The organism is Litchfieldia sinesaloumensis, from assembly GCF_900156865.1.
Taxonomy (GTDB): domain Bacteria; phylum Bacillota; class Bacilli; order Bacillales; family Bacillaceae_L; genus Ferdinandcohnia; species Ferdinandcohnia sinesaloumensis.
In genome coordinates this window covers 4093415-4117312 of the sequence record NZ_LT732529.1, presented here as the reverse complement: position 1 = coordinate 4117312, position 23898 = coordinate 4093415, and the positions used below count along the sequence as shown (strand labels likewise).

Sequence of the window (23898 nt, the reverse complement as noted above, 5' to 3'; positions counted from 1 at the left end):
CAAAATCCATGCGACCGGAAACAACACCATGTTTAAGCCGCAAAATATAAGTGTATTCACATAGTTTTCATAATAAAATTGATGTACCATTTTTTGTGTAAAGATGATATTTAACAGCAAGATGACAGAAAGGATAAGTACACCTTGGTAACTACGCCTCATAACGTTTCACCTTCACCGCATAAACTGCTCCATTCTCAACCTTCACCTGGATTTCAGGTAGCGGACGACGAGGTGGTCCTGCAGTCGGTGCACCCGTTTCTACATCAAAGAAACCGTGGTGGCAAGGACAAACCATTTGTCCCTCCTCCTTCACCCAAAAAACTGGGCAACGTAGATGGGTACATGCATTTTGATAAGCGACGAATTTATTTTCAGCTAGTCTAATTAAGATGGCATCATCATGGTCACCAGGAAAGGTGAAATCGGTGGAATCACCTACGGCTAACTTACTTATATCGATTATTTTTTTATGTGAGTATTCCTTTTCTCCAAGGCCCATTAATTCCTTTGCAGCTACAGCTCCCCACGGTAGTGAAGAAATAGCGAAGACACCTGCTGCTCCAACCAACGTTTTCATGAAGCCACGTCGATCAAGGCTTCGTTCATTATTGCGGTTAATATTATGTGTGTAATTATCCTCATTAAAAGGAACTTGATTATTCTTATCAGTCGGCATTCCCATCACTCCTATAGCGATTGTTCAAAAGTCCATTGAAAATGTGTTGCTTTCTCATTCTCGTCTTTGAACCCATTCTTAAAATAACTTCTCAATGCCTTGTAAAATTCCAGGTAAGCTAATTTTTACATTCGTTTCTCCCTCAAGCGGCATGCTTGTTACCCATTTACCATTGTCGAGATTATGACTTTGTTTTTTAGCCTCAATTTCCTCATCACTTAGCCATTGGATTGTATTTGATGGACAAACACTTGCACACATCGGCGGAATGTTATCCTTTGTACGGTCAATACACAGATCACATTTGTACATTAGATTTTGTTCTTCATCAAATTTTGGTATGCCATATGGGCATGCAATCGTACAGTTTTGGCAGCCAATGCATTTTTCAACCAGTGCAGACAAGACTGCGCCTGACTCGTGGATTTGGATTGCCTGTGCCGGACAGCTTCTAGCGCATGCAGGATTTACACAATGCAGACACATGAGTGGCATAGTCTGTCTGTTCACAAGCGGATTGACATCATATACATAGTTTCGATTTCGTTCTTCATGTCCCCCACACTGTGTACAGGCTGCAAGGCAAGAGCGGCATCCAATACAGTTTTCCAATTCTAAATATAGCCTTTTTTGCATTTACTGCACCTTCTTTACAACTAATTTTTCAATCTGAGCAGCACATGCCTTAAATTCCGGCATTCTTGAAATTGGATCAAGTGCTGCAATTGTTAGTAGATTGATAGACTCTTCATGACCGAAATGGTAAGGAACAAACACAGTATCCTTTCGGATTGCTTCCGTAATTTTTACTTTGTAAATACTTTCGCCCCTTCTAGTAAATAGACGAACACGTTCTTCATGCTGGATCTCATATTTGGCAGCCAATTCCGGATGAACCTCAACATATGGTTCAGGGCACATATCTCTTAAAAATGGAATACGTCTTGTCTGGTTACCTGATAAATAGTGATACACTACACGCCCTGTTGTTAAACGCAGTGGATATGTTTGATCCGGTTCTTCAGCAGGAGGACGGTACGGCAAAGCACATATTTTCGCTTTTCCATCTGGATGATAGAATTTTTTATCTAGGAACATATGTGGTGTTCCTTGGTCTTTCTCATCACGGCAAGGCCAGAATACTCCATCTTGTTTATCGATTTTTTCCCATGTTGCTCCGTAGTAGTCAGCATAGCCACCTTTACTTGCAAGGCGGAACTCATCCGCTACATCCTTGGCTGTTTTTAAATGTGAGAAATATTGGCCTCTACCTAGACGTTCTGCAAGCTCGACCTGCATTTGCCAGTCCGGCTTAGATTCACCAATCGGTTCCTGGGCTTTATTGATTTTAATAATACGCCCTTCAATATTTGTAACTGTTCCTTCATCTTCAGACCATGTCACAGACGGAAGAACCACATCCGCAAACTCTGCAGATTCTGATAAGTAAAAGTCAGCACACACCATGAAGTCGAGTGATTTTAGTGCTTTTCTGACAAAGTTTAAGTTAGGTGCAGATACCGCTGGGTTTGAACAAAGAAGATATAACCCACGAATCGTTTTTTCCTCCATTAGTTCAAACATTTCATAAGCAGATACACCTGGCTTTGGCATTTCCTCTGGAGTAATCCCCCAAACATTACACACCTCTTTTACATGCTCAGGATTTGTGATTTTACGATAGCCAGGTAATAAATCTGACTTTTGTCCATGTTCACGACCACCTTGCCCGTTCCCTTGCCCAGTAAAAGTAGCTACGCCCGATTTTGGTCGACCGATTTTTCCAGTAATAAGTGCCATATTGGTATAAGCAGAAACATTGTCTACACCCTTATGTTGCTGCTCAATACCACGAGCAAACATAACAACAGCATTAGGCGCTTTTCCGTAAATTTCTGCAGCCCGAATAATTTTCTCAGGTGCCACTCCTGTTAACTCACTTGTGTATTCAGGTGTGAATTCCTTCACAAGTTCCTTCGTTTCTTCAAAACCATTTGTATGGTTCGCAATAAATTCGTTATCTGTATACCCATTTTCAATAAGTAAATGTAGGATTCCATTTGCTAGAGCTAAGTCTGTTCCTGGTTTTAGATCTAAATGCAAATCCGCTCTTCTTGCTATTGGTGTTTCACGAGGGTCAACAACAATGATGTATCCTCCTCTTTCCTGGACGTTCCAAACGCGGAACATAGACGTTGGGTGACACTCTGCTGTATTACTTCCTGCGATAAATAAGCAATCCGTTTCATGGATATCCGTCCAAGGTAATGTCGATCCACGATCAACCCCAAATGAACGAAGGAATCCACCAGCCGCACTAGACATACAAAAACGACCATTGTAATCGATATAACGAGTTCCTAATGCCACACGTGCAAACTTACCTGTTAGATAACATTTTTCATTTGTCATTGACACTCCACTGAAGACTGATAAGGAATCCTTTCCGTACTCGTCTTGTAATTTCTTAAAGTTTTTGACGATTAACTCGTACGCTTCTTCCCAACTTGCTTCACGAAAGCCTTCTTTCGTTCCCTTTAATGATGCATCATCACGTATAAGCGGCTTTAAGATTCGATCCTGATGGTTCGTCTGTTGGTAGGCTGTAACACCTTTCGGACACATTTTTCCGACAGTTACTGGCCAATCGTAACGAGGTTCAACCCCTACGATTTTATTGGTAACTGTATTTACTCGTAGGTTCATTCCGCACTGCATCCCGCAATAGCTGCAATGTGTTTTTATTAGCTTTTCGTTTGGATGATTAACATTCTTCTCTTCTTTAAAAAACTTATCCCTTTGCATTCTGATTTGCCTCCTTAACTTTGACCTCATGGGTCGGGAAGCCGGAAAATTGCGCAATCCGGTATTTTCTACGACATGGAAGACACATTTCTGCTAAATGATGACCTTCCTTCGTTTTAAAATGGATATCGTTCACATCAAGGACATGAATTACATCCTGTGATTGTTCTGTAGAAACAAAGCCATTACCACAAACCTTACACTCTTTTGTTTCCTTTTCTGCATAATGCTCGCGATAATTTCTCGCCAAAACACTCATTGGACGGAAAGGAATATGGGCAAGCTTACCGAACGGCAGGTAGATTAACGTAATAATGACGGACCATTGATGAATCATTGACATAACAGGTTGACCCCAGCCATGCATGAAAATATTCATAAACGTTAAAAGCAACCCGGTTATGCTAACAAATAGCAGTAAGTATAATGGCAGTAAATCATACATGAACTTCTGCTCTGCTCGTGCCTGAAGGTTTTTCATACGGCGATACATAGCCATACAAACTCCTGCAATTACCATTATTGCTGTTATATTTAAGGCATTATATGAAAGATTTGCGATGATACCATCTGCGGGTACCGTCATGATTTGAATTCCCATTGCAATGATGTTGTAATAGCCGTTTTCATCCATTGTGAAATACATCCAACCAAAGACAAGTGGAAATGTAACCAAACAGGAAAGGATGCAACCCCAACCGATTAAGATATGCTGGGTCCATCGGTAAATTCCCCTATTCCAAATGAAGTTATATGTAGCTAAATGATCAACAGATGTTTTGGGTGTTGATTTTCTAACTAACAGTTTCAAGCCTTTTTTGATAATAATCTTTGTTGGCGGTCTTTCTCCCCATGCGATGAACCGATAAAAGAAACCTCCAAGAAAGACAATCGTTCCAACCATGTACCCGTAAAGATTCAAATCAACATGGGTAAACATTCTTGTTCCAATAAAAGATAAAATAGCCAACCCTAACACAGATAAAAACATGGACTTGGCAAACTTTGATGCAAATGCATTATTATAAGCTGGTGCCTGCTTCTTTTGGATTTCAGCAGCTCTCGCCTGCATACGAACTCCTCCTCAATCGATTAACTAACACCTATTGTAGAAGAAGTGTGATTTAAAACATATCAGGGAACCTCCCTATCTTTGGATGAAAAATCCCTTATTTGTAACGATTTATTGAACGATTGGTTTTCGAACAGCGTCTGTTGACATGTTATAATGAAACTATTGAGGATTTGTGGGGAGGTATACTGTGGTTAGATTATTGATTGTTGATGACCATGCCGTAGTTCGATCTGGACTAATGATGTTGTTGAACGGCAAAAATAATATAGAAGTAATTGGGGAAGCTTCTGAAGGTGACGAAGCGATTAAAAAAGCAAAGGAATTAAACCCTGACGTTGTACTCATGGATTTAAGCATGCCACATGGAAAAGATGGATTAACGGCTACTCAAGAACTACACGAACTTATGCCAGAATTAGCCATTCTCATCTTAACCATGCATGATGACGAAGAGTACTTGTTCAGAGCCATCCATGCTGGAGCATCTGGCTATATTTTAAAAAATGCACCACACGATGATTTGCTTGGGGCAATTGAATCTGTTTCTACTGGGAATGCCTATTTAACTCCCTCTGCGACGAAGGTATTAATGGGCGGATACTTAGACCGAGTAAAAAATGGGGACAACGCGGATTCCTTTGCATTATTGTCTGAACGTGAAAAGGAAGTACTCGAATGGATTGCTAAGGGTTATTCAAATAAAGAAATTGCCGAGCACTTAATTATTAGTGTAAAAACGGTTGAATCGCATAAAAGTAATTTGATGGAGAAACTTGGTTTAAAAACTCGACCAGAGCTTGTAAAATATGCAATGAAGAAAGGATTACTGCATTTTGAATAAAATTGATCGGCTAAAATACCAATCGGAAATTGGCGGTCCAAACGTTGTCAAGCTCCTCGCTGAGCTAGAAGATCATATTGAGAATCCTACTTTTCGTGAGGATGTAGGTAAATCATTGCGCCACCTGGCGGACTTAACCTATGCATTGGACGAGTCCTCCATTGTTGCTATTACCGACCGTCAAGGTAAAATCCAATACATTAATAATAAGTTCTGTGAGATCTCGAAGTATTCAAAGGAAGAGTTACTTGGACAAGATCACCGAATCATTAATTCCGGTCATCATCCGAAGGAATTCTGGAAAGACATGTGGCGTACGATCGGCTCCGGACATGTTTGGCAAGGTGAAATTCAGAACAAAGCGAAGGACGGTTCTTTTTATTGGGTTGATACAACCATAGTGCCCATTCTTTCTGAAAATGGCCGACCAAAACAATACCTCGCAGTCCGCCATGAAGTTACAGCATTGAAGGAAACACAAGAAGAATTGAAGAGTATGATGACACGGGTCATCAGTATCCAGGAAGAAGAACGCAAACGCTTTTCACGCGAACTACATGATGGAATCGGTCAAAGCATGTTTTCTATACTAATTCAACTTGACCAAATACTAAGTGAACAACCAGAAGAACGTCTTTCACGCCTGCGTCAGGATGTATCTTTTATGATGGAGGATATTCGTGGCCTAGCATGGGAGCTCCGCCCTTCTGTATTGGATGATCTCGGTGTCGTACCAGCTCTTCGGAAGTATATTGAACATTACACACAGCATTACGGTATTAATGTTGAATTTGAATGTACCTTAAAGACACGATTAGATATTCATAAAGAAACAACGATCTATCGAGTGGTCCAAGAGGCTTTAACCAATATCGCAAAATATGCGAATGTTGCAGAAGCCATCGTATCAATTCATGAAGAGGAAGCCAAAGTTACCGTTAAAGTAAGTGACAATGGACAGGGCTTTACGACTGACGAAAAAGGAAATGGCGTTGGCCTCTTCAGCATGGAAGAACGTGCCCGAAGTATCGATGGAAGCTTACATTTAGAATCTGAAGTTGGAAAAGGCACGACCTTAGATCTTGAAGTGCCGAAATAAATCTTTAAACCGGTTCTTTCGCTAGAGCCGGATTTTTTATTTGGACGGGGGACTTCTCGATTTTTTCTATGAATCTACTAAATTTTCAAATATAATGGAGTTGAAAAACTAGAAAAGGTTGTGGAATATGATTTATAAATATCGTACCAAGTCTGACGAATTAATTGTATTTGAAATTCTGGACAAACGAAGTGACTTACAAGGTAAAGACAAGCAGTATTTTTTGAACTTACTAAAGGGCTATGAAGGCGAAGTATTATTCGATTCTCTTACCGAACAACTGCAGAGTGATTGCTTAGTGCTAAATGACTTGCTGCTTGAAGTGAATAACACGATCTTCCAAATCGATTCTCTTATTTTAATTGATGGGAAAATCAACACGTATGAAGTGAAGTATCTTGAAGGCGACTACTTGTACGAGTCAAATAAACTATTCAAAAAGCCAAGACTGGAAGTAATTAACCCCATCCTCCAGTTAAGTAGAAGTGAATCCTTATTGAATCAGTTACTGCGTAACCACGGATGTCAACTCCCAATCGATGCCACCGTCGTTTTTAACCATCCTACTTTCACCCTATACCAAGCACCCCTGCATCTACAAGCTTTATTACCGACGCAAATTAATAATCATATGAAGACCCTGGATTCAATCCCGTCCAAAATTAACGAAAAGCAAAAAAAGATTGCTGAATTATTGGTATCACTCCACATCACTAAATCTCCTTTTACCAAAGTACCTAGTTATAGGTACGAGGAGCTTCGTAAAGGAATCACTTGTGAGATGTGTGATTCGTTTGATGTTGTAACAGAAGGTCGTACATGCTTATGCAGAGAATGTGGGCATAGGGAATCGGTTTCAAGCGCTGTATTGAGATCTGTTAAAGAGTATCAGATGCTTTTTCCCGAAGGAAAGATTACGACTAATCTTGTTTATGATTGGTGTGGGGGGATTCATCCAAAAAGGAGTATACGAAGGATACTTTCTACAAACTTTATGAATGTTGGGGTTAACCAGTGGACTTATTATGTATGAATGATTTAAAATCATTCATTACAAATTCATACGGGGTTTTGCTCTAGTTGGTTTGGTTGCTTATTTGATTGGGTCCTTCTCTACTTGGATGAAGGACCCTTTTGTGTGATTAAAGCTTAATTAAATTTATGATAACGTATTCCTTCACGCTCGCAGAAGAGCTTGTGTTTTCGTGGCCCCATGACGACATGTTTTTCCACTTCTCATAAGTGTTTGTGTTCTCATTACTTCTATGACGACATGTTCTTCCGCTAGACAGGAGATTTCGTGTCTTCATCCACTCTATGTCGACATCTTCTTCCGCTCGCCAGGGGAGTTTGTGTCTTCATCGCACTCATGACGACATCTTCTTTCGCTCACCAGGAGAGTTTGTGTCTTCATCGCACTCATGACGACATCTTCTTTCGCTCGCCAGGAGATTTTGTGTCTTCACTACACTCATGACGACATGTTCTTCCGCTCACCTGGAGCCTTTGTGTCTTCATCGCACTAATGACGACATGTTCTTCCGCTCGCCAGGAGAGTTTGTGTCTTCATCGCACCCATGACGACATGTTCTTCCGCTCGCCAGGAGAGTTTGTGTCTTCATCCACTCTATGACGACCATCTTCTTCCGCTCGACAGGAGATTTTATGTCATCATCGCACTCATGACGACATCTTCTTTCGCTCACCAGGAGATTTTGTGTCTTCATTCCACTCTATGACGACATCTTCTTCCGCTCGACAGGAGATTTTATGTCATCATCGCACTCATGACGACATGTTCTTCCGCTCGCCAGGAGAGTTTGTGTCTTCATCCACTCTATGACGACATCTTCTTCCGCTCGACAGGAGATTTTGTGTCTTCATCCACTCTATGACGACATCTTCTTCCGCTCACCAGGAGAGTTTGTGTCTTCACTACACTCATGACGACATCTTCTTTCGCTCACCAGGAGATTCTGTGTCTTCATTACACTCATGACGACATCTTCTTCCGCTCGCCAGGAGAGATTGTGTCTTCATCGCACTTATGACGACATGTTCTTCCGATCGACAGGAGATTCTGTGTCTTCATTACTTTCATGACAATCTTATCTTTTCACTCCCTTAGAGCATTAGTTTCTTCATATCAAACCCAGAACCACTCTTCTTCAGAACCCGCAACAAGTTCTAAACAAAACACCAAAAACCCCAATCCACTAATCAGCGAATTGGGGCCTTACATAAAATCGTCCTATTATTTTACTGCTTTTACCCAGTCAGCCGCGAATTTTTCTAGGCCTTGGTCTGTAAGTGGGTGCTTAGTAAGTTGCTCAATTACAGAGTATGGGATTGTTGCAATGTGAGCACCAGCTAATGCTACGCGAGTAACATGGTCTGGGTGTCTTACAGATGCAGCGATGATTTGTGAATCTAAGTTATGAACACGGAATAGCTCAGCAATTTTTGCAACAAGCTGTACGCCGTCTTCAGAGATGTCGTCAAGACGACCTAAGAATGGAGATACATAAGTTGCACCAGCACGAGCTGCTAGTAGAGCTTGGTTCATTGTGAAGATTAGAGTAACGTTTGTTTTAACACCTTTTTTAGAAAGGTAACGTGTAGCTTCTAAACCAGCAACAGTCATTGGAACTTTGATTGTGATGTTTTTGTCGCCACCGTTGATTTTTAGAAGCTCTTCAGCTTCTGCGATCATTTGTTCAGCAGTTTCAGCATCTGGAGATACTTCTGCAGATACGCTTTCTACTTCAGGTACTGATTGAAGGATTTCAGCGATTCGGTCTTCGAATTTTACGCCTTCTTTAACTACAAGTGATGGGTTTGTTGTTACACCAGAAAGCACACCCATTTTGTACGCTTTTTTAATGTCATCTAGATTAGCTGTATCGATAAAAAATTTCATTTCTTTTTCCCTCCAGTTTCTAATCATACATATTGTTAGAAACATTTGACTCACCTATTCGTAAGGTTAAGTCAAATGCTGTTAGTAAAAACTACTAGAAATTATTTATTTAAAACTTCTTTAAAATTTTTCACTACGTTAGCAACTGTAAAGCCGTATTCTTCAAGAAGCTTACCTGCAGGTGCAGATGCTCCGAATGTATCAACTGCAAGTACTTTACCTTCGTCACCAACATATGCTTTCCAACCTAGTGAAGAAGCCATTTCAATACCAACACGAGCCTTCACAGATTTTGGAAGAACGCTTGCTTTGTACTCAGCTGATTGCTTTTCAAAGCGATCCCAGCTTGGCATACTTACAACAGATACGAAGATACCTTCTTTTTCAAGCTCTTGTTGTGCAGCGATTGCCAATGAAACTTCAGAACCTGTAGCAAGTAATAGACCCGCAACTTCTCCTTTTGCTTCAGAAACCACATAAGCTCCTTTTTTAACACCTTCGTATACAGCTTCTGGGTCAAGTTCTAAAGTAGGTAAACCTTGACGAGTTAATACAAGTGCTGTTGGTGTGTCAGTGCTTTCGATTGCTAAGCGCCATGCAGCAGCTGTTTCTTTCGCGTCAGCTGGACGTAGAATTGAAAGTCCTGGCATTGCTCGTAGTGCAGCTAATTGTTCAACCGGCTCATGCGTTGGTCCATCTTCACCAACAGCGATTGAATCATGTGTAAATACATATGTTACAGGTAGTTTCATTAGAGCAGCTAGACGAATAGCTGGACGTAGGTAATCAGAGAATACGAAGAATGTAGCTCCGAATACTTTTACACCACCGTGAAGTGCCATACCGTTGATTGCAGCACCCATTGCAAATTCTCTAACACCGAACCAGATGTTACGAGCAGCAAAGCTGTCGATTGCATAGTTCTTTTCAGAAGTAATTAATGTTTTGTTTGAACCTGCTAAGTCAGCTGAACCACCGATTAATTGTGGAATTGCTGTAGCAGCAGCATTTAAAGCTTTACCTGATGCGTCACGAGTTGCAACTGAAGATCCAGCTTCAAAGCTTGGAAGTGAAGCTTCCCAATTTTCTGGTAGCTCACCATTTAATGCCATTTCAAATTGTTTCGCTAATTCAGGGTATTCTTTTTTATATTCTGCAAATAATTCGTTCCATACACTCTCTTTTTCTTTACCAGCTTCTACAAATTGGCTGTAGTGCTCTCTTACTTCTTCTGGAACGAAGAATGGCTCTTCATTTTTCCAGCCGTAAGATTCTTTAGTTAAAGTAACTTCGTCTTTACCAAGTGGAGCACCGTGTGAAGCTGACTTTCCTCCTTTATTAGGAGAACCGAAACCGATTGTTGTTTTAATTTCAATTAATGTTGGGCGGTTTAAATCTGCTTTTGCATCTTGTAATGCTTTTTGAATTTCTTCAGTGTCATTACCATCTTCAACGCGGATTACTTGCCAACCATATGCTTTAAAACGATCTTCAACACTTTCAGAGAAAGAAAGGTTTAAATCACCATCTAAAGAAATATCGTTTGAATCGTACATTACAACTAGACGGCCTAATTTTAAGTGACCTGCAAGTGAAGCTGCTTCAGCAGAAACACCTTCCATTAAATCACCATCACCACAGATTGCATATGTAAAGTGGTTAACTAGATCATATTTATCTTTGTTGTATGTTTCAGCTAGATGTCTTTCAGCCATTGCCATACCGACTGCCATCGCAATACCTTGTCCTAGTGGACCAGTCGTTGCTTCAACACCTGGAGTATGACCAAACTCAGGATGTCCTGGAGTTCTGCTTCCCCATTGGCGGAAGTTTTTCAAATCTTCTAAGGTTACATCATAACCAAATAAATGTAACATGCTATATAAAAGCATGGAACCATGTCCAGCTGATAAAACAAAGCGGTCGCGATTGAACCAGTTTGGATTTGCAGGATTATGATTCATCTCTCTTGCCCAAAGAGTGTATGCCATTGGAGCAGCACCCATCGGCATACCTGGATGTCCAGAATTTGCCTTCTCTACAGCATCAATAGAAAGAGTTCGAATTGTGTTAATAGCTAATAAATCAAGTTCTTTATTACTTAAAACCGTATTCATTTTTCCACTCTCCTAAACTATTAAGATAATAATCTTATTGTTATACCCTACCTAAAAAATCCAATCTTTTCAATCCTAAAGATAAGGTGTATAATTAATTCGTTCACTAAACAAATTATAACCATTTATAATGTACCATCCCAACTTATATTCGTCAATTAACAATCTAGAAACAATTAATTCATTTGCAATTTTTTTATTCATGAAAGCGTCGTCATGTAAAATTGTCACATATTGCACATAATTATGCGTAACTTAAAGATGAATTCACTTTTAAATATCGCATATTGAATTAGTTGTACTTACTACCAGATGGGGGATTCGTATGATAACTGGAGATGCAGCTTATATTAAAAAAATAAATCGTTCTCTAATTTTAGAGAAGATTATAGAAAAAGGCATGATTTCGAGGGCTGACATTTCCAAAGCAACAGCACTTACAAGGGCGACTGTCTCCGCACAGGTTGCTGATTTATTAGATGAAGACTTAATCATCGAAACTCAACTTGAGCATAACAGTGTTGGAAGAAAGCCAATTATGCTTTCATTAAACGCTAAGGCGGGCTATGCGCTTGGAATAGATGTAGAGTACGGACAAATATCCTTTACTCTATCAGACCTTCTGGGTAACCCTGTATGTGAAAAAACAGTTGAATGTACTAAACTTGATTATAAAAGTATTCTTCAGCTATTAATTGAGCAAATCAATTCCTTTACAGATGAGTTTGCTGACAACCGTTACGGTATTATTGGAGTCGTGATTGCCGTTCACGGATTAGTTGGCAAAGATGAAAAGATACATTTTGTTCCTCGCTTCCAATGGGGTTCTGTTGATCTTAAGAATGATTTAGAGAAAGCCTGTCAACTTAAGGTACATATTGAAAACAATGCAAATATGTCGGCCTTTGCCGAGAGGGTTTTTCATCATCATGAAACCAATAGCCTGTTATGTGCGACTATATATACTGGAATTGGACTCGGAATGATTATGGACAATGAATTTTTCCGTGGGAATGATGGTTTTGCAGGTGAAATTGGTCATATGATTGTTGTTCCACGAGGTAGACCTTGTACATGCGGAAATGAAGGCTGTTGGGAACAATATGCCTCTGAGATCGTTTTTCTAGAAAATATAATGGTTGAAAAAAATCTTTCATCTTATACCTATGAGGATTTACGTAAATCAATTGCCGAGGGTGACCAAGATATTCTTGAACGCCTTGACAACTATATTTATTACCTTTCGATTGGATTAAATAATATGATTAATATGTATAATCCCGATACGATTATCCTTGATGGGGAGATTCTCAGACTATATGAGGGTTCTATCGAAAAAATTGAAGAACATTTAACTTCTACTATTAGTCACTATCGTCACTTATCCATCTCAAGTTTCGGAAAAAAATCAGTAACTATGGGAGCTTGCGCATTTGCGATAAAGCATTTTCTTGGAGTTCCAATGCTAAATTTACAATATGTAGATGATGAAAAAACGTACGAAAAAAATAACCAAAATTAAACCCCTTCAGATAGACTGAAGGGATTTTTCTATATTGATATTTAGTTGTTGTTTTCTTTTCTTCTGTCTGCTAAATCAGCTGCTAACTGAATTGTGCGTTGTTTATTTAATGGATAGAAGAAAACGATTATTAGGAATATAGCTAAAAAGATGACAGCTGGTAATAATGTTCCTAAGGCGTGAATACCATCTAGAGTTTCTTGAGTTTGTACTTTCAAAGTTGAATTATAACCAACTACACCAATTAGGACTCCACCTAGACCACCAGCAACAGCTTGCCCGACTTTACGAGCCATTGAATAAATAGAATAGACTGTCGCATCTTCACGCAAATTAGTGATGTACTCATGATAATCGATAACATCGGTTACAAAAGCCCATATTACAAGATTGAAGATTGCGTTACCAAGCATTCCAATTGTTAGAATACCAACAAATTGCATAGCACTAATGTCCTTTAAGAAGAATAACAGTAAGTAGACTAGCCCAGCAAGTAACATTCCAGCCGCTGCTAGTTCCTTCTTACCAAATCTTTTTACAAGAGGACTTAAGAATGGCATTAGTAGAAAGACTGTACCTGACGTTACTAAATTCACCATACTAACTGCTTTAGCGTTTGCAAAATAATCTTTGAATAAGAATATGTTAACTGACTGAATAAGCATCGTACAAACCATGAATGTTAGAGATGCAACAAGAATCCAGATTAATGGTTTGTTTTTTATAAGCCCTTTCATTGTTGCTTTTGAAGAACCCTTTACCTTTGGTCTCTCAGGTGCTACAACCCGCTCAGTTACCATTTTATAACATGCGATATAACAAGCAAGTGCTAGAACACCGAATACAATTGCCGCCATTAACATGCGGTTATGATCAATTTGATTATCAACAAATACAACCATTGGACCACCGACACCGATGATTAAACCAGCAGCTTGTGCCCCCATTGTTCTCCAACCAGAAAGAGATGTACGTTCAACAGGATCATCTGTAATAACAGAAGCCATTGACCCATAAGGGATATTCACTGTACTGTAGAGTGTTCCCCAGACGATATACGTTACGAATGCCCATGCTAGATAGAATCCATCGGACATTCCCGGAATCTTAACAAACATTAATACACCAGTAATAACAAGTGGGAAGGACATTCTTAAAATCCAAGGTCTAAACTTACCATTAGGCGTCGTTTTTCTTGTATCGATGAAACGCCCCCATGCCACGTCAGCAAAAGCATCCCATAGTCGTGCGACCGCAAATAATGCCCCTACTGTAGCTGGATGAATATGAAATACATCTGTATAGAATACCATTAAGAAGATTGCTACAAGTATAAAAAAGAAATCGTTTCCGAAATCTCCAAATAAATAACCAAGCTTGTCTCTTAATCCAAAGGGACGTACTTTAGGTCCTGGCTCGTTTCCGCTTACATTTACATCAGCGATATCGAGTTTCTTTGCTGTGCTCATTTTCACATTCCCCCATTAGTTATGGATAGATTAGTTAACTATGAAAAACTTGCAAGTTTTTTGTTAGTTGGCTAAACAAATTAAATAGCATATTAGAATACTATCACTTTATATTTTAATTCGTCAATATATTTTCGAGTTTGAATTCCTGTAAATGTTTCCCGCTTACACTCATTAAGTTGAATTTTCTCTATTTTATACAAATAAAAAAGACCCCTTCGTTACGAAGAGATCTCTCCTATTTCACGTATTCAAATCCTTCTTTTTATAAAAAACAAAAGCAATTATCGTAAGAACGACAATTAATAAAAGTGACAAAATAACAAACAATGCGTCATATCCATCTCTGGTAAGAATATCTTTTGCTGCAAAATACTTAAATGGGACGATGTACGTAAGGAAATTGAGATGTTCACTTAAATCAATCACAATTGATAATATAAATGTGAATAGTAAAATTCCAGTTGCAATGGGTGCTGCTCTTTTGGGACTTCGTAAAACAGAAGCTAGTGCTGAGCCAATTGTTAAAAATAACACCTGTAAAATAAACATTCCGCCCATTAACATGAGAAGCTGGCTACTTTCATGGCTCATTTCAAAAAGGAGCATGGACGCAATCGTTGTAACTATGTTAAAAACAAGTAAATTAACTAATGCCGCCATTAATTTCATCGTAATAATCTGAGATCGGGTTATAGGTTTAACAAACAAAAACTCAAACGTCTTATCTCGCTCTTCCTTTGCGAGGATAGATGCTCCTAACATCGCAGCATGAATGGTGCCCATTAACAATAAATACAAATACAAAATCGAAAAATAACCAATTGGTGTTGATACGTCTAGTGTTCCTGTACCCATGATTGCCTGCAGTGCTTTTGGCATCGATTCTATAAGTTCATTCAATGAATTTCCAGATGAGGAAAGGCTCGAGTATTCCGTTTTTCCCATTAAAATAAACAAAACAATTCCAACGCTCCATATAATGACCGACTTTCTGTATGCCTTTAACTCCCTTAGGAACAGATTCATCCAAACTACCTCCTTCCTATACGGAATGAATATCCTTCTTCAAATACGTAATATAACTAACAATCACTGAAACCAATACAATCCCCAATCCAGCTATTAAAAAGGAACCTTCGAAACTCGTATGCTCGATTAAATAGTGTGAATCAACATATTTGAAAGGAGACAAATATCGTTTAAAATCGTCACCACTAGTAGAACTAAGCATCCCAACAATAAAAAAGCCAAAAACTGTCCCTAATGATACGGAGAGAACTGACTTTATTTTTGGAAGGGTTACCGAAAAGAGAATACCCACCGCTAGAAAAATCAATTGGATAAAGAACAACGAAAGAGAAATTAGAAAAAAGGCTTTTGTACTGTATTCATCCGTTGCAACAGCAGCTACCATGACCCAAGAAGCAATTACATATACAATGCTTGTAAACAAGATGGCAGTGAATGAAGCTAGCACTTTGGCCGTTAGAATCGCTTTCCGGGTAATCGGTTTTGTTAATAGAAAATCGGCTGTTTTCTCCCTTGCTTCCTTTGAGACAATGGCTGTTCCAAAATTCATTGCTTGTATCGCGCCACAAAGACTAATATATACAAAAACATAGGCGTAAAATCCGAGTACAGATCCAAAAGTTTCTACCTGTAGCCCCATTGCTTGTTTGACGGCATCCGGAAACCCATCTAACACCTTCTTATAGTCTTCAATATCTTTTGCAATGGTTGGAAACATTGACATGAACAATACGACGACCCCCACTAACGATAGAGTCCAAATGATTGTTGTCTTTCGAAGGGCCCTTAATTCATGAAAAAAGACATTCATCTTATCTTGGCCTCCTTCTCGTAATAATGCATAAAGATCTCCTCGAGGTCAGGTTCTGTAACAGATAGATTCGTAATCTCAATTCCAGCAAGCTTCTCCATTACTGAATTGATATTCCCCTTAAAGAAAAAGTTTATTTCCTGTCCCGTTATCTCTAAATTATTTACTCCTGGAATGGAAAAATACGTTTTATCAATAGTCTCTGCTGTTTCTACTTTGAATCTTTTAAAATTGTTATCTTTTAACGTACTAATCTTTTCGACCGTTACTATTTTACCCTCTTTAATTATAGCTACTCGGTCACATAGACGTTGTACCTCGCTTAAAATATGAGACGAGAAGAGTATGGTTGCACCTTTTTTATTTTCTTCCTCAAGCAATTCAAAAAAGCGTTGTTGCATAAGAGGGTCTAGACCACTTGTTGGCTCATCAAGAATCACAAGTTTCGGCTCATGAAGGAGACCTTGAATAATCCCGACCTTCTTTTTGTTCCCTAAGGAAAGGTCATCAATTTTTCGATTAAGGTCAAGTTCCATGATTTCTGCCAACTCTTTCATTCGTTTTGTGCAGTCCTTTTTATAAAAGCTTGCGGAATAATGGAGCAAATCCTTCACTTTCATATTGTCATAGTAAAATACCTCTGAAGGGAGATAACCAATTTCCTTCTTGATTTCAGATGAAAACTGAATGGTATCCTTCCCAAAGATTTTGGCGCTTCCACTTGTCGGGTATATGAGAGATAGCATGGTCCGAATAGTTGTCGACTTACCAGCACCATTGGGCCCGATAAATCCAAAGATTTCACCTTCTTCCACATGAAAGCTAATATCTTCAATTCCTCGAGATTTCCCATACATCTTTGTTAGGTTCTTAATTTCAATAACATTCATGTTCAAGCCCTCCCCTTATCATTTGTAAAATGCTTGCTTTAGCAACTCAATATAGTCATCCAATTCTCCAATAAAATCCTCGATATTTAACTGATCCAAGGGAATTTCTTTTGTTTGATCATTTTTTTGATAACCGAAAGCCTCTAGTGACCAAAAGATAATATTCATTGCTTTTTGAATATCAATTCCTTCCTTAAACCTCGTTACATCGATAGAGCTCGCTAATCTTGAGTAGCTACTTTTTAGTACATCCTTGCTCCGTTTGTCGAACTCAACTTTTACCTCGGGCGAATCTTCTTCAAAAGCAGTTCGTATAAAATTAAACATCTCAGGGTGTTTTTTCATCAGTTCGAATTTTATAAATGTAATCCCTCGGTATTTTTTAAAAATATCTGGCTCATCAAGATCAATTTTTGCAAATAAATCATTAACAATTACCTCTAAATAATAGTCATATAAAAACAGGTATAATTCTTTTTTATTTTTAAAGTAATGAAATAAGAGTCCTTTAGAGATACCTGCTTCTTTAACAATCTCATTTGTAGAAGCGTTCGCATAGCTCTTTTCAGCAAACTCTTTTGTTGCTGCATTTAATATACGTTCCTGTTTTTCTTGTTCTAAATTAAAAAATTTTGACAGCATAATATGATCCTCCGCAAGACGTTGACCAACATGGTCAATACTATCATAACCTTTATTGACCAAAGTGGTCAATTTAATTCTTACACTGGACAATCCCATTTTTCAAATACCGTTCTCACGCAAAAAAGGCCCCAAAGTTATCTTTGAGACATTAACACGTTATCCAAACAATACATCGATTTCCCTCTTTAGTTCGTCTACTAACGGAAAGGTTGAGGCAAACTCAAGGCTAGCCGCTACATTTCGATAATACCACTCCTGCTTGTTCCTTCCTCGGCTAAACCTTTGCCAGACTTGTTCACCTTGTCCTTCAAAGTCACGGATAATCGACCGGATATTATGTAGTTTATCAGCACATACAACTGTACGAATATCTTCCGATGCTGTACGTAAGAAAGTAATCGTATGTTCTTTTCTCTCTTCCCAAGACAGCGACTTATCCGGCTCAGAGCAGCCCTCCACAAGCTCCGCTATTTCCTCCCCAAATTCATCACTAATCTCCTCTAACGTTAACTCAGTGTCCTCTACTGTATCGTGAAGTATACCAGCAACGATAAGTTCCTCACGTGCACTCGCCTTCATCAATAGTAGCCCAACACCAAGTGGGTGTGTGATATAGGGAATATTCGTTAGCTTTCGATATTGTCCATCATGGGCCTTGCTTGCTACAATAATTGCCTTTTCGATTACGTCCATCTTGCTACCTCCCAATCAAAACCTGACTCAGGTCTAAAGTACTTTACTCAAAAAAGCTTTCGTCCTTTCGTGCTGAGGGTTTTCAAATAGCTCTTTTGGTATGTTTGCTTCAACTATCATTCCCTCGTCGATAAAAAGGACACGGTCACCGACTTCTCGTGCAAATCCCATTTCATGAGTTACGACAACCATTGTCATACCCTCGCGCGCTAGCTGCTTCATGACTTCTAAAACCTCTCCGACCATTTCTGGATCTAGAGCAGAAGTCGGTTCATCAAACAGCATTATCTTTGGCTCCATAGCGAGGGCTCGGGCAATCGCAACACGCTGCTTTTGTCCACCCGACAATGAATCTGGGTAAGCATCTGCCTTTTCTGCTAGACCGACTTTCTTCAATAGTTGCATACCTTTATTATACGCTTGTTCTTCGGAGATTTTTTTAACTTTTAATGGCGAAAGTGTAATGTTTTCCATCACCGTTTTATGAGGAAAAAGATTAAACTGTTGGAATACCATCCCCACATCCGTTCTGATTTTATTAATATTTGTTTGTTTATCTGTAATATCCACGCCATCAATATAGACATGTCCTTCATTAATTGTTTCTAGTAGGTTTATGCATCGTAAAAAAGTCGACTTTCCAGATCCTGAAGGACCAATTACCACAACGACCTCCTGTGGTCTAATATCAACTGAGATTCCTTTAAGAACTTCATTTTTCCCAAAAGATTTTTTGATAGAGTCTACTTTAATCATTCCGTTTTCAACCTCTTTTCTAAATGGTTTAACAGGATGGTTAATGTTAGGGTTAGTACCAAATAGATGAAGGCTGCTGTTAAATATGGTTCCCAGACTTTAGCATGCTGCCCCATCATCATACGACTCCAGTGCATAAGTTCTGGTGTTGCTACTACAGATAGAAGGGATGAATCTTTGATTAGAATCACAAATTCGTTACCCAATGGAGGGATCATCCGTTTGAAGGCTTGAGGGATAATGATATATCTCATCGCTTGAACATGTGTCATTCCTAACGATCGTGCAGCTTCCATTTGTCCTCGATCCAAGGATTGAATACCCGCTCTAAAAATCTCGGCTATGTATGCAGATGCGTTAAGAGTAAGTGCAATTACACCAGCTACAATACCATTTGTGGTACCTAAAAATAACGGTACAACACCAAAATGCACAAGTAATATTTGAACAAGTAGTGGCGTTCCCCGGAAGAATGTGATGTAACAGACAAACGGAAACGCTACCCATTTATTGCGCATCATTTTCCCAAGACCAATAAAAAGGCCAAGGATTGTCCCAAGTAAAATACCCGCAATGGATAGGCCAATGGTTAACAAAGTGCCTTTCCAAAAATACGGAAGATAATCATTGATTATCTCGAAACTAAAATCCATGGTTTGTCCTCCTTACCAATTTGTATAAGGCAAAAATTGCGTAACACAATAAGTCGTTACGCAATTTCATGAGGGTTATTTCGAAGCTTCTTGTTCCGCCTTTAAAGCCTCTAAATCGGGCTCTGCACCAAACCATTCTTTATAAATCTCAGTGTATTTTCCACTTTCAATTACAGCCTCGATTGCCTTGTCGAAATCGGCCTTCAGGTCATCACTTCCTTTAGGGAACATCATTCCATAGAACTCCGCCTCAAATGTGTCTTTATCTCCCACAACTTTTAGTTTTTTGTTCGGATTTTGTGCTGCGTAGTATTCAATAACACCATTATCGGCCACAACCGCATCAGCCCCACCGCTATCAAGCTCTAGGATTGCTAGATTATTATTTTCAAAAGCTTTTATATCAGGATGTTTTTCACCTAGTACCTTCTCAACAGCAAAATGCCCTGTAGTTGAAGCTTGAACAGCCACCACTTTTCCTTTTAAATCTTGTGCAGTTTGAATATCACTGTCTTCAGGAATCATAATTTTATTTGTTGATAAGAAGATTGGTAGTGTAAAAAGATATTTACTCTTGCGGTCTTCCGTAATCGAAATCGATGAAACCGCCATATCATAAGACCCTTTATCTAACTCAATAAAGATAGGTTCCCAACCGGTATGATTGATATCTAATTCATACCCCGCTTCCTCAGCCACCGCATGAATCAAATCGATTTCAAACCCAACAATCTTATCCCCCTCCATGAATTCGAAAGGTGGATAGGCTGCATCTGTCATCACTTTAAGTGTCTTTTTTTCACCATCTGACCCGCTCGTATCACTCGTTCCACATGCTGCTAAGAATAATAAAACAAATAAGACAGAAAAAATAGCTAGTTTCTTCACATACGTAACCCCCTCATTCTTTTGTTTCTTTTAATAGTCTAAAAAACATAGAATCCACTATCCGCTACTATCCTATGCCTCTCTCCCTACATTTTATGAAATCTATCTAGAACAATAGAACCAAACCAATCGACAAAAAATGAAAATTACTTTTAGGAATTTACTTTCCTGCAAGTAAAATCGTATAGTGACAGGAACTGGAATTTCTTATACATTTAAAATAGTGAGTCTTTTAAGAATTGGGAGTGAGATTTTTGGGGGCGGTATTTGAATTCGGAAAGATTTTAGCAATCTATTTATGCGTCTTTCTTTGTGTGATATTATTCGTACTTTTTCCTCGTGAACCTAGTATTGAATATACTGGAATTGCAATGTCTGTTGAGTATTCCTATCAGTTTAGTTTAAAAGAGTATGCAGCGAGTGTCTCGTCTTTCTTAACGGATGTTTATGAGAATAAAAGTCTTGGAGGAACCAAGTTTGCCACACTCTCAGCTGAAGATGAAATTGCGAAGTACTTTCCAAGGAGTTTAAAAATTATTGTTATCGGATTTCTTCTTAGTGTGGTTACTGGAGTTTTAAAAGGGATCTTAGATTATAGATTTACAAACACGAAAAAAAGCTTTTTTGGAAGTGGAACTACTATGTTTTTATCAGGAGTACCTGATTTCTTCATCATCATCTGTATTTGCTACCTGCTGATTAAAGTCCCAATACCTGGCTTTACTATTATGGGGACCGAGGACTGGTGGAAGTTCATTGCTCCTAGCATCCTCGTCTCAATTGCACCGTCATTGTATGTTGCAAGAATCACAGCTGTTTCTCTACTCACACAGGATCGTGAACCTTATATACAAGTTGCGTTTTCTAAGGGGTTTACAAAAAACAAAGTGTTACTCAACCATATGATGAAATCATGCTTTATTACCGTTTCTAGCCATTTACAGTCCATTATGGTCTTTGTTCTATCGAACTTGTTAGTTGTTGAATATATACTAGGTTATGAAGGAGCAGCCTATCGATTATTTTCAGCGATTGGCTACACCAACTATATCCCTCCTTCTGGCAATGCAGATGAACGCGGACTCATTATCGGAATCTGTATAAGCTTTCTTATGCTTGTGATGGTCGCACATATTATCAGTCAAATGATTAAATTGAAACTTGATCCAAAATAAGGAGGTGTATCGGATGAATCGAAATTGGTATTTAATAACAGGGCTATTCATGTTAAGCATCCTACTTTTCGTTACCTTTGTTGGACCACAGATACCATATGTGAAAGAAGGAGTTGAAGAGGGGAGAATTCGATTTACGGATGGTAGTAAGGAATTTATTAGAGCACCCTTTACACCAAGTCAACAACCTCCTTTTGGATCTGATCACGAAGGAAGGGATTTATTGAGTCTTATCGTGATGGGGGCAAAGGAAACGCTGAAAGTCATTTTGGGAATCGTTGTCCTACGCTACCTAATCGCAATTCCCCTTGGACTCTTGGCCACTCGAAAAAACAATCCATTTTCTTGGATTGTTACGGCTTGGAATAATATTTTTTCTAGTATTCCCATTATTTTTTCAGCGCTTTTACTGCTAGCTATACCTGCTCTGGTCATGAATGAAAATCGCTTATGGTGGTCGATATTACTGTTAGCTTTAATCGAAGTCGGCAAAGTTAGCCATATTATCCGTGAAGAGACACAACGTATTGCAAAAAAACCATATATTGAAGCCGGAATCACAATTGGGATGTCCCCCTTACGACTAGCATTCGGAAATATTTTACCAAATACCTATCCCTCCATAATTGTAAATTTCTTTATTGATATCGGAAAAACCTGTCTTTTAATTGCACAGTTGGGGATATTCGGGGTATTCCTTTCCCAGATATTTATTCAAACAAACTACGGGGTCGGTGAATTAGTTAACACCAGTCTAAATTGGCCAACCTTGCTAGGACAGGCCAGAAGAGATATCATTAGTTCGATATGGATACCGTTTTGGACATGTGTTGCCATTTCCCTAACCATGTTTACATTTACCATTTTAGGGGAAGGATTGAGGAGGTATTTTGATCGAAAAGCCACCTAAATAGTCCTCTTTCAATCCTTGTGAGACGGATTAAAATTCATCTTGAAGATTGTCAATTGAAAGGAGTATGAAAATGAATACACCAAATGAATTACCACCAAAAACATGTTCCATTGAACGTCTTGTGACAATGGAATCTGACATTAAAAAGGTCCTCGAAGGTACTAAAACCGCAACACGCAGAAATGGAAGATATGCTGATGTTGGGGAAATAATGACTCTTGAGGGTCAACAATTTAAAATTGATAATGTCTATGAACAGTCACTTGGAGAACTCACCGATGAGGATGCGAATAGGGAAGGCTTTGATACCGTCGATGAGTATAAAGAATCTATCCTTTCCTACCACCCAGGAATGCCTTGGCTTCCGCACATGAAAGTATGGGTCCATGAATTTAGTAAAGTGAATGAGTAAAAAGAAAACCCTTGTCAGAGGTAAGTACTGACAAGGGTTTTCGTCTATTTATGGCTTGGTTTCTCAACAAGAGATTGCGTGTGAACGGTACCCGTTTCCGGTGCCACCGTTTTAATTTTTGTAAAGAAATAGTAGTACTTATATATAACAACTGCGACTAAGAATAGTTTAAGGGCGATGCTATCTAGAATAATAAATGGGACTGCAATCATCGCATCAGCGCTTAAGAGAATCGTCAACTTTTGTTTGAGGGTCATTTCACGGCGCTTTACAAACCCTTCTAAATGTTTCTTATATAGGCTAGTACCTTTAAACCATCGATCAAATCTTTTCGACCCTTTTACAAAAAAGAAGGAAGCAAGCATTAGCAGGGGTGTAGTTGGAATGATCGGCAAAACAATTCCTATAACCCCAAGGCCTAAGAAAAGAAATCCTAAGAAAATATATAAAATTTTCGTGACGCTCTTCACAAAATCGCCCCCTTTCTTCCACGTTCAAAATCC

At 38.9% G+C, this 23898-nt stretch carries 23 protein-coding genes; 7 read left to right on the top strand and 16 right to left on the bottom strand.

Annotation, left to right across the window (positions count from 1 at the left end):
• Positions 1–151 precede the first annotated feature (151 nt).
• From CZ490_RS20200 to CZ490_RS20185, 4 genes are all read right to left on the bottom strand, one after another.
• The gene (locus CZ490_RS20200; RefSeq protein ID WP_077620537.1) at positions 152–679 is read right to left on the bottom strand and encodes a QcrA and Rieske domain-containing protein; all 528 of its coding nucleotides are present in this window, start codon (positions 677–679) and stop codon (positions 152–154) included.
• Between the two features lie 78 nt (positions 680–757).
• Positions 758–1315 carry a 4Fe-4S dicluster domain-containing protein gene (locus CZ490_RS20195; RefSeq protein WP_077620536.1) on the bottom strand — a complete coding sequence of 186 codons (558 nt, stop codon included), beginning with the start codon at positions 1313–1315 and terminating at the stop codon, positions 758–760.
• On the bottom strand, positions 1316–3484 hold the full coding sequence (locus CZ490_RS20190; protein ID WP_077620535.1) for a molybdopterin oxidoreductase family protein: 2169 nt from the start codon (positions 3482–3484) through the stop codon (positions 1316–1318). It lies immediately after the preceding gene.
• On the bottom strand, positions 3471–4556 hold the full coding sequence (locus CZ490_RS20185) for a hypothetical protein (RefSeq protein ID WP_077620534.1): 1086 nt from the start codon (positions 4554–4556) through the stop codon (positions 3471–3473). Before CZ490_RS20185 ends, CZ490_RS20190 begins: the two co-directional genes overlap by 14 nt.
• A 190-nt stretch (positions 4557–4746) precedes the next feature.
• Between CZ490_RS20185 and CZ490_RS20180 the strand changes: the two genes are divergently transcribed.
• From CZ490_RS20180 to CZ490_RS20170, 3 genes are all read left to right on the top strand, one after another.
• Positions 4747–5400, top strand: coding sequence for a response regulator (locus CZ490_RS20180; RefSeq protein WP_077620533.1), 654 nt, complete (start codon positions 4747–4749; stop codon positions 5398–5400).
• Complete coding sequence (locus CZ490_RS20175) at positions 5393–6499, top strand: PAS domain-containing sensor histidine kinase (protein WP_077620532.1); 1107 nt, start codon at positions 5393–5395, stop codon at positions 6497–6499. Before CZ490_RS20180 ends, CZ490_RS20175 begins: the two co-directional genes overlap by 8 nt.
• A gap of 127 nt (positions 6500–6626) precedes the next feature.
• Positions 6627–7532, top strand: a complete 906-nt coding sequence (locus tag CZ490_RS20170; RefSeq protein WP_077620531.1) for a nuclease-related domain-containing protein — start codon at positions 6627–6629, stop codon at positions 7530–7532.
• Between the two features lie 1221 nt (positions 7533–8753).
• Here the strand turns inward: CZ490_RS20170 and fsa are convergent.
• Together fsa and tkt are read right to left on the bottom strand one after the other, a co-directional pair.
• Entirely contained in the window at positions 8754–9419 is a 666-nt protein-coding gene (gene fsa / locus CZ490_RS20165) for a fructose-6-phosphate aldolase (RefSeq protein WP_077620530.1), read from the bottom strand.
• Positions 9420–9520: 101 nt separating this feature from the next.
• The gene (tkt, locus tag CZ490_RS20160) at positions 9521–11536 is read right to left on the bottom strand and encodes a transketolase (protein ID WP_077620529.1); all 2016 of its coding nucleotides are present in this window, start codon (positions 11534–11536) and stop codon (positions 9521–9523) included.
• Between the two features lie 325 nt (positions 11537–11861).
• Between tkt and CZ490_RS20155 the strand changes: the two genes are divergently transcribed.
• A complete protein-coding gene (locus CZ490_RS20155; RefSeq protein ID WP_077620528.1) occupies positions 11862–13058 on the top strand; it encodes an ROK family protein in 1197 nt (398 codons plus the stop codon).
• Positions 13059–13099: 41 nt separating this feature from the next.
• Here the strand turns inward: CZ490_RS20155 and CZ490_RS20150 are convergent, their stop codons facing one another.
• The 9 genes from CZ490_RS20150 to CZ490_RS20110 form a co-directional block, all read right to left on the bottom strand.
• Complete coding sequence (locus tag CZ490_RS20150) at positions 13100–14527, bottom strand: MFS transporter (RefSeq protein WP_077620527.1); 1428 nt, start codon at positions 14525–14527, stop codon at positions 13100–13102.
• 243 nt (positions 14528–14770) lie between these two features.
• Entirely contained in the window at positions 14771–15556 is a 786-nt protein-coding gene (locus tag CZ490_RS20145; protein WP_077620526.1) for an ABC transporter permease subunit, read from the bottom strand.
• Between the two features lie 16 nt (positions 15557–15572).
• The gene (locus tag CZ490_RS20140; RefSeq protein ID WP_077620525.1) at positions 15573–16370 is read right to left on the bottom strand and encodes an ABC transporter permease subunit; all 798 of its coding nucleotides are present in this window, start codon (positions 16368–16370) and stop codon (positions 15573–15575) included.
• A complete protein-coding gene (locus CZ490_RS20135; protein WP_077620524.1) occupies positions 16367–17260 on the bottom strand; it encodes an ABC transporter ATP-binding protein in 894 nt (297 codons plus the stop codon). Before CZ490_RS20135 ends, CZ490_RS20140 begins: the two co-directional genes overlap by 4 nt.
• Before the next feature lie 18 nt (positions 17261–17278).
• On the bottom strand, positions 17279–17974 hold the full coding sequence (locus tag CZ490_RS20130; protein WP_234987266.1) for a TetR/AcrR family transcriptional regulator: 696 nt from the start codon (positions 17972–17974) through the stop codon (positions 17279–17281).
• 87 nt (positions 17975–18061) lie between these two features.
• Positions 18062–18598 carry an HD domain-containing protein gene (locus CZ490_RS20125; RefSeq protein ID WP_077620522.1) on the bottom strand — a complete coding sequence of 179 codons (537 nt, stop codon included), beginning with the start codon at positions 18596–18598 and terminating at the stop codon, positions 18062–18064.
• 33 nt (positions 18599–18631) lie between these two features.
• On the bottom strand, positions 18632–19354 hold the full coding sequence (locus CZ490_RS20120) for an amino acid ABC transporter ATP-binding protein (RefSeq protein WP_077620521.1): 723 nt from the start codon (positions 19352–19354) through the stop codon (positions 18632–18634).
• Positions 19351–20007, bottom strand: coding sequence for an amino acid ABC transporter permease (locus CZ490_RS20115; RefSeq protein WP_077620520.1), 657 nt, complete (start codon positions 20005–20007; stop codon positions 19351–19353). The genes CZ490_RS20120 and CZ490_RS20115 overlap by 4 nt, the downstream gene beginning before the upstream one ends.
• A gap of 75 nt (positions 20008–20082) precedes the next feature.
• Positions 20083–20895, bottom strand: coding sequence for a basic amino acid ABC transporter substrate-binding protein (locus CZ490_RS20110; RefSeq protein ID WP_077620519.1), 813 nt, complete (start codon positions 20893–20895; stop codon positions 20083–20085).
• A 254-nt stretch (positions 20896–21149) separates the two neighbouring features.
• Between CZ490_RS20110 and CZ490_RS20105 the strand changes: the two genes are divergently transcribed.
• From CZ490_RS20105 to CZ490_RS20095, 3 genes are all read left to right on the top strand, one after another.
• Entirely contained in the window at positions 21150–22070 is a 921-nt protein-coding gene (locus tag CZ490_RS20105) for an ABC transporter permease subunit (RefSeq protein ID WP_077620518.1), read from the top strand.
• Between the two features lie 13 nt (positions 22071–22083).
• Positions 22084–22980, top strand: a complete 897-nt coding sequence (locus CZ490_RS20100) for an ABC transporter permease (RefSeq protein ID WP_077620517.1) — start codon at positions 22084–22086, stop codon at positions 22978–22980.
• A 73-nt stretch (positions 22981–23053) separates the two neighbouring features.
• Entirely contained in the window at positions 23054–23395 is a 342-nt protein-coding gene (locus CZ490_RS20095) for an ASCH domain-containing protein (protein ID WP_077620516.1), read from the top strand.
• Between the two features lie 44 nt (positions 23396–23439).
• Here the strand turns inward: CZ490_RS20095 and CZ490_RS20090 are convergent, their stop codons facing one another.
• Positions 23440–23865, bottom strand: a complete 426-nt coding sequence (locus CZ490_RS20090; protein WP_077620515.1) for a YbaN family protein — start codon at positions 23863–23865, stop codon at positions 23440–23442.
• Between the last annotated feature and the right edge of the window lie 33 nt (positions 23866–23898).

What these genes read in the sequence shown, in the direction of transcription:
- CZ490_RS20200 (WP_077620537.1), bottom strand. Translation starts at nt 679, where the DNA reads ATGCCGACTGATAAGAATAATCAAGTTCCTTTTAATGAGGATAATTAC.
- CZ490_RS20195 (WP_077620536.1), bottom strand. Translation starts at nt 1,315, where the DNA reads ATGCAAAAAAGGCTATATTTAGAATTGGAAAACTGTATTGGATGCCGC.
- CZ490_RS20190 (WP_077620535.1), bottom strand. Translation starts at nt 3,484, where the DNA reads ATGCAAAGGGATAAGTTTTTTAAAGAAGAGAAGAATGTTAATCATCCA.
- CZ490_RS20185 (WP_077620534.1), bottom strand. Translation starts at nt 4,556, where the DNA reads ATGCAGGCGAGAGCTGCTGAAATCCAAAAGAAGCAGGCACCAGCTTAT.
- CZ490_RS20170 (WP_077620531.1), top strand. Translation starts at nt 6,627, where the DNA reads ATGATTTATAAATATCGTACCAAGTCTGACGAATTAATTGTATTTGAA.
- fsa (WP_077620530.1), bottom strand. Translation starts at nt 9,419, where the DNA reads ATGAAATTTTTTATCGATACAGCTAATCTAGATGACATTAAAAAAGCG.
- tkt (WP_077620529.1), bottom strand. Translation starts at nt 11,536, where the DNA reads ATGAATACGGTTTTAAGTAATAAAGAACTTGATTTATTAGCTATTAAC.
- CZ490_RS20155 (WP_077620528.1), top strand. Translation starts at nt 11,862, where the DNA reads ATGATAACTGGAGATGCAGCTTATATTAAAAAAATAAATCGTTCTCTA.
- CZ490_RS20150 (WP_077620527.1), bottom strand. Translation starts at nt 14,527, where the DNA reads ATGAGCACAGCAAAGAAACTCGATATCGCTGATGTAAATGTAAGCGGA.
- CZ490_RS20145 (WP_077620526.1), bottom strand. Translation starts at nt 15,556, where the DNA reads ATGAATCTGTTCCTAAGGGAGTTAAAGGCATACAGAAAGTCGGTCATT.
- CZ490_RS20140 (WP_077620525.1), bottom strand. Translation starts at nt 16,370, where the DNA reads ATGAATGTCTTTTTTCATGAATTAAGGGCCCTTCGAAAGACAACAATC.
- CZ490_RS20135 (WP_077620524.1), bottom strand. Translation starts at nt 17,260, where the DNA reads ATGAATGTTATTGAAATTAAGAACCTAACAAAGATGTATGGGAAATCT.
- CZ490_RS20125 (WP_077620522.1), bottom strand. Translation starts at nt 18,598, where the DNA reads ATGGACGTAATCGAAAAGGCAATTATTGTAGCAAGCAAGGCCCATGAT.
- CZ490_RS20120 (WP_077620521.1), bottom strand. Translation starts at nt 19,354, where the DNA reads ATGATTAAAGTAGACTCTATCAAAAAATCTTTTGGGAAAAATGAAGTT.
- CZ490_RS20115 (WP_077620520.1), bottom strand. Translation starts at nt 20,007, where the DNA reads ATGGATTTTAGTTTCGAGATAATCAATGATTATCTTCCGTATTTTTGG.
- CZ490_RS20100 (WP_077620517.1), top strand. Translation starts at nt 22,084, where the DNA reads ATGAATCGAAATTGGTATTTAATAACAGGGCTATTCATGTTAAGCATC.
- CZ490_RS20095 (WP_077620516.1), top strand. Translation starts at nt 23,054, where the DNA reads ATGAATACACCAAATGAATTACCACCAAAAACATGTTCCATTGAACGT.